At 69.7% G+C, this 11,600-nt stretch carries 13 protein-coding genes; all 13 read right to left on the reverse strand.

Annotation, left to right across the window (positions count from 1 at the left end; genetic code table 11):
- Positions 1–68 precede the first annotated feature (68 nt).
- The 13 genes from IO20_RS0122575 to IO20_RS0122635 all read right to left on the reverse strand — a co-directional run bounded on the left by IO20_RS0122575 (position 69) and on the right by IO20_RS0122635 (position 11,399).
- Positions 69–884, reverse strand: a complete 816-nt coding sequence (locus IO20_RS0122575) for a F0F1 ATP synthase subunit delta (protein ID WP_030210626.1) — start codon at positions 882–884, stop codon at positions 69–71.
- Positions 881–1,426, reverse strand: coding sequence for a F0F1 ATP synthase subunit B (locus tag IO20_RS0122580; protein WP_030553533.1), 546 nt, complete (start codon positions 1,424–1,426; stop codon positions 881–883). The genes IO20_RS0122575 and IO20_RS0122580 overlap by 4 nt, the downstream gene beginning before the upstream one ends.
- Before the next feature lie 41 nt (positions 1,427–1,467).
- Positions 1,468–1,701 carry an ATP synthase F0 subunit C gene (atpE, locus tag IO20_RS0122585; protein ID WP_030553531.1) on the reverse strand — a complete coding sequence of 78 codons (234 nt, stop codon included), beginning with the start codon at positions 1,699–1,701 and terminating at the stop codon, positions 1,468–1,470.
- A gap of 89 nt (positions 1,702–1,790) precedes the next feature.
- Positions 1,791–2,600: a F0F1 ATP synthase subunit A gene (gene atpB, locus IO20_RS0122590; protein WP_030553529.1), complete on the reverse strand. Its 810-nt coding sequence runs from the start codon at positions 2,598–2,600 to the stop codon at positions 1,791–1,793.
- A gap of 222 nt (positions 2,601–2,822) precedes the next feature.
- Positions 2,823–3,236 carry a Cg1360 family ATP-synthase-associated protein gene (locus tag IO20_RS0122595; RefSeq protein WP_030553528.1) on the reverse strand — a complete coding sequence of 138 codons (414 nt, stop codon included), beginning with the start codon at positions 3,234–3,236 and terminating at the stop codon, positions 2,823–2,825.
- A 262-nt stretch (positions 3,237–3,498) separates the two neighbouring features.
- Entirely contained in the window at positions 3,499–4,812 is a 1,314-nt protein-coding gene (locus IO20_RS0122600; protein WP_030553526.1) for an MraY family glycosyltransferase, read from the reverse strand.
- Positions 4,813–4,930: 118 nt separating this feature from the next.
- A complete protein-coding gene (locus tag IO20_RS0122605; RefSeq protein WP_030553524.1) occupies positions 4,931–6,178 on the reverse strand; it encodes a serine hydroxymethyltransferase in 1,248 nt (415 codons plus the stop codon).
- Between the two features lie 293 nt (positions 6,179–6,471).
- A complete protein-coding gene (locus IO20_RS0122610) occupies positions 6,472–7,119 on the reverse strand; it encodes an arsenate reductase/protein-tyrosine-phosphatase family protein (protein ID WP_030553522.1) in 648 nt (215 codons plus the stop codon).
- A complete protein-coding gene (locus IO20_RS0122615) occupies positions 7,116–7,763 on the reverse strand; it encodes an L-threonylcarbamoyladenylate synthase (protein ID WP_030553520.1) in 648 nt (215 codons plus the stop codon). The genes IO20_RS0122610 and IO20_RS0122615 overlap by 4 nt, the downstream gene beginning before the upstream one ends.
- Before the next feature lie 76 nt (positions 7,764–7,839).
- The gene (gene prmC / locus IO20_RS0122620; protein WP_211270406.1) at positions 7,840–8,721 is read right to left on the reverse strand and encodes a peptide chain release factor N(5)-glutamine methyltransferase; all 882 of its coding nucleotides are present in this window, start codon (positions 8,719–8,721) and stop codon (positions 7,840–7,842) included.
- Positions 8,722–8,770: 49 nt separating this feature from the next.
- On the reverse strand, positions 8,771–9,847 hold the full coding sequence (gene prfA, locus IO20_RS0122625; protein ID WP_030553519.1) for a peptide chain release factor 1: 1,077 nt from the start codon (positions 9,845–9,847) through the stop codon (positions 8,771–8,773).
- A 98-nt stretch (positions 9,848–9,945) separates the two neighbouring features.
- A complete protein-coding gene (rpmE, locus tag IO20_RS0122630) occupies positions 9,946–10,167 on the reverse strand; it encodes a 50S ribosomal protein L31 (RefSeq protein WP_030210647.1) in 222 nt (73 codons plus the stop codon).
- A 134-nt stretch (positions 10,168–10,301) separates the two neighbouring features.
- Positions 10,302–11,399 carry an LCP family glycopolymer transferase gene (locus IO20_RS0122635; RefSeq protein ID WP_030553517.1) on the reverse strand — a complete coding sequence of 366 codons (1,098 nt, stop codon included), beginning with the start codon at positions 11,397–11,399 and terminating at the stop codon, positions 10,302–10,304.
- Positions 11,400–11,600 lie beyond the last annotated feature (201 nt).

The raw sequence follows: 11,600 nt of genomic DNA on the forward strand, positions 1-11,600 counted from the left end.
TTCTGCAATCTCTGCACGGCCCAACCGGGCCGCTGGTGATGCTGTGATGCTGTGTTCTGTGGCTGCCGTCAGCCGGCCAGTCGACGGGTCGCCTCGTCGAGGCGCTCCGCGATGGAACCGTTGATGACCTCGTCGCCGACCTGCACGGTGATCCCGCCGAGGACCGTCGGGTCCACGTCCAGGTTCAGGTGCATCGCACGGCCGTACAGCTTGGCCAGGACGGCACCGAGGCGCTGCTTCTGCTGGTCGGACAGCGGCACCGCCGAGGTGACGACGGCGACCATCCGGTTCCGGCGCGCCGCGGCGAGCTTGGACAGGGACTCGAGTCCCGCTTCCAGGCTACGTCCACGGGGCTGGGTCACCAGACGGACGACCAGACGCTCGGTGGTGGCGTGGGCCTTGCCGCCGAGCAGGCTGCGGAGCAGCTCGCCCTTGGCGGTGGCCTTGGCGGCCTTGTCCGTCAGCGCCGAGCGGAGCTCGGGGCTGGAGGACACGATCCGGCCGAACCGGAACAGCTCGTCCTCGACGTCGTCGAGCGCGCCCGCCTTCTGCGCCGCGGTGAGGTCGGCGATGTTCGCCAGTTCCTCGGCCGCGTCGACCAGGTCACGCGAGCGCGACCAGCGAGAACGCACCATGCCGGAGACCAGGTCGACGGTCTCGCCGCCCACCTGACCGCTCAGGAGTCGCTGCGCGAGCTCGGCCTTGGCCTCACCCGACTGAGCGGGGTCGGTCAGGACCCGGCGCAGCGACACCTCGCGGTCGAGCAGCGCGGTGACGGACGTCAGCTCGTCCGCGAGCTTCGTCGCGTCGACCGAGGTGTTGTCGGTCAGCGCGTCGAGGGACTCGCGGGCGGCGGACAGTGCCTCGCGGCTCGCTCCGTTCATCGGACGGCCTCGGCCTTCTCCTCGAGCTCGTCGAGGAAGCGGTCGATCGTGCGGCTCTGGCGGGCGGTGTCCTCGAGGGACTCGCCGACCAGCTTGCCGGCCAGGTCGGTGGCGAGCTTGCCCACGTCCTGGCGCAGCGACGCGGAGGCGGCCTTGCGGTCGGCCTCGATCTGCGCGTGACCGGCCGCGATGATCTCCTCGCGCTGGCGCTGGCCCTCCGCCTTCATCTCCTGGATGATCGCGGTGCCCTGCTCCGTCGCCTCCTGGCGAAGACGCGCGGCCTCGTGGCGGGCCTCGGCGAGCTGGGCCTTGTACTGCTCCAGCACACTCTGAGCCTCGATCTGGGCCGACTCGGCCTTCTCGATGCCACCCTCGATGGCCTCGCGACGCTGCTCCAGAACCTTGTTGATGTTCGGGAGGAGCTTCTTGGCGAGGAAGCCGAAGACGATGACGAAGGCGATCAGGCCGATGACGAGCTCGTCGAGATGCGGGATCAGAGGAGGCTGGGGCTCCTCCGCTGCCGCAAGAAGCAGAGCGTTCACATCAGTGCCTTCCGTGAAAAAGTCGGGCTGTCAGTTCCGTCTCAGGCAGACGGGTAGACGAAGCCCATGACGATGCCGATGAGGGCGAGCGCCTCACAGAAGGCGAAACCCATGATCTGGTTGGTGCGGATCAGGCCGGCCGCCTCGGGCTGACGGGCGAGGGCCTGGGTGCCGTTACCGAAGATGATGCCGACGCCGACGCCGGGGCCGATGGCCGCGAGGCCGTAGCCGATGGAGGCGACGTTGCCGGTCACAGCGGCGAGGGTCTGGGACATGCCGGTTCTTCCTTCTCTTTCAAGGACCCGGTGGGGGTTGGCCACCGGACGACTGTTGGTTTGGGGGGTGCTGCCGGTCAGGACCGGACTCAGTGGTGCTCGGAGAGAGCGCCCTGGATGTAGCTGCAGGCAAGGAGGACGAAGACGTACGCCTGGACAGCCTGGATGAAGAGCTCGAAGCCGGTCATCACCACGACCATCACGAACGACGTACCGGCGTAGACGATGCCGATGCCGTTCAGCAGGTACCAGGAGGCCAGCGAGAACATCACGATGAGCAGGTGACCGGCGAACATGTTCGCGAACAGTCGGACCGCGTGCGTGAAAGGCCGGATGATCAGGTTCGAGAAGAATTCGAGGACCACGATGAGCGGCAGGATCGGGCCGAGGGACTTGTCCCAGCCGACGATGTTCTTCCAGCCGCCGACGAACCCGTGCTTCTTGAAGGTCAGGGAGACCCAGAGCACGTAGACGATCAGTGCGAGTGCCGCCGGGAACGCGATCAGCGAGGTGACCGGGAACTGGGCGAGCGGAACGATCGACCAGAGGTTCATGATCCAGACGAAGAAGAACAGCGACACCATGAAGGGGACGTACTTCTCGCCGTCCTTCTTGCCGATGATCTCGTAGACGATGCCGCGGCGCACGAAGTCGTAGCCGGCCTCACCGACCATCTGCATCTTGCCGGGGATCAGCTTGGGCTTGTTGAAGGCGGCCCAGAAGAACCCGACGACCACGAGCGAACCCAGGATGGCGAGCAGCATCGGCTTGGAGAAGTCGAAGCCACCCACGGAGAACATGGGCTCGTACATGAACGTGTGCAGGCCCGGCGCCGGGAAGCCACATCCGGTGAAGATGTGGCAATCCGGGTCGAAGGCAAGCGTCTGGTCAGCACTCACCGCGGGCTCCTTCAGCGTGGCGCATAGGTACGGCAACCTCGTTGTGTCGGCGCGGCACGCAGCCGCGGGTCGGCACTGGACTGGTCTTACGGATAAGGGGGCGGCGGTTCGGCATCGAGCCTCGCGCTGGGACAGGCGTCTCGGATGCCCGCGCCCGCAGTGCCGCAGTTGGCACCGGACGATAGCAGGAAGCCGAACGCGGCTTTATCCCGGCCCTACCCTTCACGACTTGGACCCCGTATTTCCGGGGTCGATGTACGCGATCTTGGCCTTCATGTAGGCCCGAGCCTGTGCGGCGACCCACACCACGGTCGTCGCGAGCAACGTGAAGGCGAAGGCCTTGAAGTCGAACAGCGTGGTCTTCTTGAGCAAGGCCAGGAAGATGAAGAGCACCAGCAGCTGGGCCGTGTAGAGCATCAGCCCCATGGCCTGGAAGAGGTGCGGGAGAGACTTCGCCGTCCGCTGGAGAACCACCTGCCCGATCCCCATGAAGAGAATCACCACCAGGGTGCCGACGACGGCGCCGATCGCGCCCTTGCCACCGGCGACCACCCCGCTGATGACTGCGGCGACGGCGCCGACAGCTGCGGTGGGTACGGCGATGTGCAGAAGAAGGCGTGCGTCGTTGGACGGCATGGCGGTGTCTCCGCTTGATGGAGGGGGCGATGGTGTCGTCATGGACGAGCGTAAGCCCGGTCCGAGGTGGGTCTCGGGGCCAACGGACCGTCGCACTACGGTCTTTCGGCTCTGTCGCCGGGTCTCGTGAACGGTATCACAAACTATTTGAATAGGTCTTTACCCAGAAGGTGTGCCAACTGTCACACATGAGAGTTACTCCGCGCGTGTGTGCGCGACAGGAGGGCGTCCTGTCTGGTAATGGCCGCGGATGCGGCTTTCGTCAACTTGGCGTTCCGGCCTTCCGCCGGTCGGTGAAGCGCGCGCGGTTGCCGATGGCCGTGGAGCCGTGGAGGCCCGCGGGCACCGGAACGCGCTCCTCCTCGTCCACGGCGGGCTCGGGAACGGCCTCCGCGGCGACAACCCTCTTGCGCCGGCGGTAGCGGGGCGGTACGACCGACTCGGCCCAGCGGGGCGCGCGCGGGGTGAAGCGCGGCAGCAGGAGCAGCACCAGGCCGATCGCGCTCAGCGCGACGACGCAGAGGACGATCCACATCGAGGCCGAGTGCACCGAGTACGCCAGCGTCCCGAAGGCGATCAGCGCCGACCAGAAGTACATGATCAGCACCGCGCGGCTGTGCGAGTGGCCGATCTCCAGGAGACGGTGGTGCAGGTGCCCGCGGTCGGCCGCGAACGGCGACTGGCCCTTCCAGGTACGGCGCACGATCGCCAGGACCAGGTCCGCCATCGGGATCGCGATGATCGTCAGCGGCAGCAGCAGCGGGATGAAGACCGGCAGGGCGGCGTGCGTGGCCTCACGGGTCGATCCCTCGAAGATCTTCAGCGCGTCCGGGTCGACCTGGCCGGTGATCGAGATGGCGGAGGCCGCCAGGATCAGCCCGATCAGCATCGAGCCGGAGTCGCCCATGAAGATCCGCGCCGGGTGCATGTTGTGGGGCAGGAAGCCCAGGCACATGCCCATGAGGATGACCGTGAACAGCGTCGCGGGGGCGGCGGCCTCGATCGTGTAGCCGTACCAGAGGCGGTACGCGTACAGGAAGAAGGCGGCGGCGGCGATGCAGACCATGCCGGCCGCGAGGCCGTCGAGACCGTCCACGAAGTTGACGGCGTTGATGGTGAGGACGACCAGGGCGACGGTCAGGAGCGTGCCCTGCGCCGGGGTCAGGAGGACCACGCCGACGCCCGGGATCGGCAGCCACAGGATCGTCAGACCCTGGACGACCATCACGCCCGCCGAGATCATCTGCGCGCCCAGCTTGATCAGCGCGTCCAGCTCGAACTTGTCGTCGAGGACACCGATCAGCCAGATCAGGGCGGCACCGGAGAGCAGCGCGCGCGGTTCGTTGGACAGCTCGAAGACGCTGTTCAGGTTCTGCAGGTGGTCGGCGACGAGGAGTCCCGCGCACAGCCCGAAGAACATGGCGATGCCACCGAGCCTCGGTGTCGGTTCTCGGTGTACGTCGCGGGCACGGATCTCCGGCATCGCCCCGGTCGCGATGGCGAACTTCCGCACCGGACCGGTGAGCAGATAGGTCACCGCGGCCGTGACACAGAGCGTCAGCAGGTAATCACGCACGGGCTGCCCCACAGGAATCGCTGGCCATCTCAGCCCCACACCCTAGCCGTGCCGTCCATGTGGTTTGAGACACCGGGGGCACCCGAACGGTTGCGCTCGGTCTTTCCCCGGCCTTTCCTCAGCGTCCATACGGGGGAAAACGCCCCGTCAGTGCCCGTACCTCCGCCCGCACCCGCGCGGTCTCGCCGGCGTCGTCGCGCAGCGCCGCGGTGAACAGGGTGGCGATCCGGGCCATCTCGACCGCGCCCATCCCCTGCGTGGTGACGGCCGCGGTGCCGAGCCGGATGCCGCGCGCCTCCCCGTGGGGCAGGGCGCAGGTGTCGAGCACCATGCCGGCGGCGGCCAGCCGGGCGCGGGCCGTGCGGCCGTCGACGCCGAGGGGCGCCGGGTCGGCGGTGATGAGATGGGTGTCGGTGCCGCCGGTGGTCAGGGCGAAGCCCTCGTCGGCGAGCGCGGCGGCCAGCACCCGGGCGTTCTCGACCACCTGATGGGCGTACCCGGTGAACGCCGCGGTGGACGCCTCTCCGAAGGCCACCGCCTTGGCCGCGATGGTGTGCATCTGGGCGCCGCCCTGCGTGAACGGGAACACCGCCCGGTCGATCCGCCCCGCGAGGTCGTCACCGCAGAGGATCATGCCGCCGCGCGGGCCCCGCAGCACCTTGTGGGTGGTCGCGCAGACCACGTCGGCGTACGGCACCGGGTTGGGGGCCGCTCCCCCGGCGACCAGGCCGATGGGGTGGGCCGCGTCGGCGATGAGGTAGGCGCCGACCTCGTCGGCGATCTCACGGAAGATCGCGTGGTCGAGGTGGCGGGGGTACGAGATGGAGCCGCACACGATCGCCTTGGGGCGGTGATGGCGGGCGAGCGCGGCGACCTGTTCGTAGTCGACGAGCCCGGTCTCGGCGTCCACGCCGTACGGGACGAAGTCGAACCAGCGCCCGGAGAAGTTGGCCGGTGAACCGTGGGTGAGGTGCCCGCCGTGGTTCAGGCCCATGGCCAGGACCGTGTCACCAGGCCTCAGAAGGGCCGCGTACGCCGCCAGGACGGCCGAGGAGCCCGAGTGCGCCTGGACGTTCGCGTGGTCGGCTCCGAAGAGCGCGGTGGCCCGTTCCACGGCGATCCGCTCGGCGGCGTCGGCGTACTCGCAGCCGCCGTGGTGACGGGCGCCGGGGTAGCCCTCGGCGTACTTGTTGGCGAGCGGGGAGCCGAGAGCCGCGAGGACGGCGGCCGAGGTGAAGTTCTCGGCCGCGATCAACTGCAGGCTGTCGGTCTGCCGGCGCACCTCGCCGAGCAGCACGTCGGCGATCTCGGGGTCCTGACGGCGCAGGACGTCGAGGTCCTCATGGAGGGGCACGGTGACCGACATGTCACCAATGTAGGCACCGGCCCCCCAGCCCGCCCGTCGACTCCTCCCGACGCGCCCCTCGCACCACTCGGCCCCAGGGGCCTCCCGGGCCTCGGGCCGCCGCGGCGGCCTCCGACCGCCGGACGTGGCCGCGCAGTCAATCCCGCGCCGACACACCCGTCAGCGCCGTCACCACCGGCTCCAGCGCCTGGTCGAGCCCCCACCAAACGCGCCCCTCGCACCACTCGGCCCCAGGGGCCTCCCGGGCGTCGGACCGCCGCGACGGCCTCCGACCGCCGGACGTGGCCGCGCAGTCAATCCCGCGCCGACACACCCGTCAGCGCCGTCACCACCGGCTCCAGCGCCTGGTTGATCTCGTCGCCGATCGAGCGGAAGAAGGTGATGGGCGCCCCGTACGGGTCGTTGACCTCGTCCGCGTCGACCGACGGGGCCAGGAGCCACCCGCGTAGAGCCGCTGCCGCGCGGACCAGGGCACGCGCGCGTTCCACCATGCCCTCGTCGTGGGCGTCCGGGAGCGTGGCGGGGTCGATCGCGCGGACCAGGCGGGTGAACTCCTTCAGGGTGAAGGTGCGCAGGCCCGCCGAATGGCCCATCGAGATGACCTGGGCCCGGTGGTCGCGGGTCGCGGTCAGGACCAGGTCGGCGCGGATGACGTGCTCGTCGAGGAGCTCGCGCCCCACGAAGCCGCTGTAGTCCGCGCCGAAGTCGGCGAGGACCAGTTCGGCGTTGGCTTCCATCGGGGCGCCCTCGTGGCCCCAGGTGCCCGCGCTCTCCACGATCAGGCCGCCCCCGAGAGGGTCGCCGAGGCGGTCGCACAGGGCATGGCGGGTCAGCCGCTCGGTGATGGGCGAGCGGCAGACGTTGCCGGTGCTGACGTGGAGGATGCGGAAGGTGTTGCTGTCGTCGAACCCCGCTATGCCACGCCCCTCAGGGGCGGTCAATTCGCCACCTCGAGGTCGGGTACGACCTTCCGGAGCTCCTCCGGGGACAGCGCGCCCTGACGCAGCAGCACCGGGACCTTGCCCGTGACGTCGACGATGGACGAGGGGACGATGCCGGGCGTGGGTCCGCCGTCGAGGTAGACGGAGACGGAGTCCCCCAGCATCTGCTGGGCCGCGTCGCAGTCCTCGGGGGACGGGTGGCCCGTCAGGTTGGCCGAGGACACGGCCATCGGACCGACCTCGGTGAGCAGCTCGATGGCGACCGGGTGCAGGGGCATGCGGATGGCGACGGTGCCGCGGGTGTCGCCGAGGTCCCACTGGAGGGACGGCTGGTGCCGGGCGACGAGGGTGAGCGCGCCGGGCCAGAAGGCGTCGACGAGCTCCCAGGCCTGCTCGGAGAAGTCCGTGACCAGGCCGTGGAGGGTGTTCGGGGAGCCGATGAGCACGGGCGTGGGCATGTTGCGGCCACGGCCCTTGGCGGCCAGCAGGTCCGCCACGGCCTCGCTGCTGAAGGCGTCCGCCCCGATCCCGTACACGGTGTCGGTGGGCAGCACGACCAGCTCGCCCCGGCGGACGGCGGACGCGGCCTCGCGCAGACCGGTCACGCGGTCGGTCGCCTCGTTGCAGTCGTATCGCCGTGCCATCAGTTCCCGGCCTCCTCGTACGCGTGGTTCGTCATCGCAGTCGTCGCAGTCATGCCAGTCGTCGCCGTCATGCCGGTCATGGCATGGCCTTGCGGGCGGTCGCGAAGCGCGGCCGGTTGTTCAGGTCCGGGTGGTCGGCGGCGTCGGCCCAGCCGGCCTCTTCGTTGAAGATCCACGGCACCTGCCCGCCCTGGGTGTCCGCGTGCTCGATGACGACGAGGCCGCCGGGGCGGAGCAGCCGGTGGGCGGTGCGCTCGATGCCACGGATGGTGTCGAGGCCGTCCTCGCCGGAGAAGAGGGCCATCTCCGGGTCGTGGTCGCGGGCCTCGGGCGCCACGTACTCCCACTCGGTGAGGGGGATGTAAGGCGGGTTGGAGATGACCAGGTCGACCTGGCCGTCCAGCTCCGGGAGGGCGCTGAGCGCGTCGCCCTGGTGGACGCTGACGCGGGAGCCCTCGGCGTTCTTGCGGGTCCAGACGAGGGCGTCGTCGGAGAGCTCGACGGCGTGCACGCGCGAGCGCGGCACCTCCTGGGCCATGGCGAGCGCGATGGCGCCCGAGCCGGTGCAGAGGTCGACGATGAGGGGTTCGACGACGTCCATGGCGCGTACGGCGTCTATGGCCCAGCCGACGACCGACTCGGTCTCAGGGCGGGGCACGAAGACCCCGGGTCCCACCTGGAGCTCCAGGTAGCGGAAGAAAGCGCGCCCGGTGATGTGCTGGAGCGGCTCGCGGGCCTCGCGGCGGGCGACGGTCTCCCAGTAGCGGGCGTCGAAGTCGACGTCCTTGACGTTGTGCAGCTCCCCCCGCTTGACGCCGTGGACGAACGCGGCGAGCTCCTCCGCGTCGAAACGCGGGGAGGGGACGCCGGCGTCGGCCAGCCGCTGGGTGGCCTGGGCCACCTCGGCGAGCAGCAGACTTCGGGGGCCTGGGGGTCGCCCCCCAGAAAGTGACTGCACGCTGGTCCTCCGTGGTGCGGGGTGGGACTTACGGAACTTACGCCGCTGCTTACGCCGCTGCGAGCTTGGCGGCCGAGTCGGCGTCGACGCATGCCTGGATCATCGGGTCGAGCTCGCCGTCGAGCACCTGGTCGAGGTTGTACGCCTTGAAGCCGACCCGGTGGTCCGAGATCCGGTTCTCCGGGAAGTTGTACGTACGGATCTTCTCGGACCGGTCGACGGTGCGGACCTGGCTGCGGCGGGCGTCGGCGGCCTTGGACTCGGCCTCCTCCTGCGCGGCGGCGAGCAGCCGGGAGCGCAGGATGCGCATGGCCTGCTCCTTGTTCTGGAGCTGGCTCTTCTCGTTCTGGCAGGAGGCGACGATGCCGGTCGGCAGGTGCGTGATGCGGACGGCGGAGTCGGTGGTGTTGACCGACTGGCCGCCGGGGCCCGACGAGCGGTAGACGTCGATGCGCAGGTCGTTGGCGTGGACCTCGACCTCGACCTCCTCGGCCTCGGGCGTGACGAGCACGCCGGCGGCGGAGGTGTGGATGCGGCCGGCGGACTCGGTCGCGGGGACGCGCTGGACGCGGTGCACCCCGCCCTCGTACTTGAGGCGGGCCCAGACGCCCTGGCCGGGCTCGGTGGCGCCGTTGCCGCCCTTGGTCTTCACGGCGACCTGGACGTCCTTGTAGCCGCCCAGCTCGGACTCGGTGGCGTCGATGATCTCGGTCTTCCAGCCGACGCGCTCGGCGTACCGGAGGTACATGCGGAGCAGGTCGCCGGCGAAGAGTGCGGACTCGTCGCCGCCCGCGCCCGCCTTGATCTCCAGGATGACGTCCTTGTCGTCGCTCGGGTCGCGCGGGACGAGGAGCAGGCGGAGCTTCTCGGTGAGCTCCTCCCGGTCCTTCTCCAGCTGCTTGACCTCGGCGGCGAAGTCGGGGTCGTCGTGCGCGAACTCGCGGGCGGTCTCGATGTCGTCACCGGTCCGCTTCCAGGCCCGGTAGGTGGCGACGATCGGGGTCAGCTCGGCGTAGCGCTTGTTGAGCTTGCGCGCGTTCGCCTGGTCGGCGTGGACCGAGGGGTCCGCGAGCTTCGTCTCCAGGTCGGCGTGCTCGCCGACCAGTTCCTCGACCGCCTCGAACATCGGGGGGCTCCTGGTCTTTTCGTCAGTTGCTACGGGGACGGCAAAGCGCCGGTCCCGGCCACCCGCGCGGGGCGACCGTGGACCGGCGCAGGGGCTCGCTACTTCGCGGCGGAGCCGGCCTTGCCGAAGCGGGCCTCGAAGCGGGCCACGCGGCCGCCGGTGTCGAGGATCTTCTGCTTGCCCGTGTAGAACGGGTGGCACTCGGAGCAGACCTCGGCACGGATGGTGCCTTCGGTGAGGGTGCTACGGGTGGTGAACGACGCGCCACAGGTGCAGCTGACCTGGGTCTCGACGTACTCGGGGTGAATCTCGCGCTTCAAGGTGTCTCCTAGTTTCGGGAGGGCTCCGGGTCGCTTCCGCGGGTTGCGACGAGCGTGAACCGGGGCCGACGTACCAGTCTGCCAGGACTGGCCGCATCTGCCCAAACCGGGGTCCGGGCGGAAGTATTCCCCGGCTACCTCACGACGCCGTCGGCCTTGCCCGTGGCCGCGTCCCGGGTCGCCGACGCGGGGATCGGCCGGTCGTTCTTCAGGGCGGTCCAGACCTGCCGCGACTGGGCTTCGAGGGGGATGACGCGGTTGGGGTCCCGGGGGTCGTACTCGACGGGCAGGGTGACCATGTGGACGTTCTGGGCGCCGATGCCGGAGAGGCCCTTCGCGAAGCCCATGAGTTCCTTGACCGAGTCGAGTTCGGAGTCGGGTGTGATGGCCTTGGTGGCGGCGTCGGCGAGGCCGAGGAGCTTCGTCGGGTCGCCGAGGACGCCGACGTCCTTGACCTGGTCGATGAAGGCCTTCATGAAGGCCTGCTGGAGCTGGATGCGGCCGAGGTCGCTGCCGTCGCCGACGCTCTTGCGGGTGCGGACGAGGCCGAGGGACTGCTCGCCGTCGAGGGTGTGGGTGCCCGGCCGGAGGTCGAGGTGGCTCTTGTCGTCCTTGATGGCCGTGGTGGTGGTGATCTCCACCCCGCCGAGTTCGTCGATGAGCTTCTTGAAGCCGGTGAAGTCGACCTCGATGTAGTGGTCCATGCGGATGCCCGACATCGACTCGACCGTCTTGACGGCGCAGGCGGGGCCGCCGGCCTCGTACGCGGTGTTGAACATGGCCCGCTGCTCGCCGCCGACGGCGCCGCCGCGGCCGTCGGTGCAGGAGGGCCGGTCGACGAGGGTGTCGCGGGGTATGGAGACGACGCTCGCCTTCTTGTGGCCCTCGTAGACGTGGACGACCATCGCGGTGTCGGAGCGGGCGCCGCCCTCGTCCTTGCCGTAGGCGCCGTTGTCGCCGGCGCGCGAGTCGGAGCCGAGGACGAGGATGTCCATGGAGCCGTCGTCGACGTCGTCGGGGCGGTCGTCGCCCAGCTGGGCGTTGATGTCGACGCCCTTGATGTTGCCGTCGAGCTTGACGTACACGTATCCGAGTCCGGCGCCGCCGAGGACGAGGACCGCGACGGCCCCGGAGACGAGGACCGCCGTTCTGCGGCTGCGCGGGGCGCGCGGCTTGCGGCGGCGGCCGCTTCCCGCGCCGCCTGTTCGGGCGCTCTTGCTCTGCTCGGTCATCGTCATCCCTCGGGCCCTGGGTTCACCATATGTGACGGCGAAGCACCCGAAAGGGTTGCATACGGACCTGTGAGGTTTCGGTGAGCGACGTCGGAGACAGCGCTGCGCCCACCGTGCGGGGCACGGTGGGCGCAGTGTTCACGCAGGTCACGGCGGGGTTACGGGCACCGGGCCCGGTTCTCGTCGTGTGACGCGGGTCTC

Origin of the sequence: Streptomyces exfoliatus (assembly GCF_000725545.1) — a bacterium.
Taxonomy (GTDB): Bacteria; Actinomycetota; Actinomycetes; order Streptomycetales; family Streptomycetaceae; genus Streptomyces; species Streptomyces exfoliatus.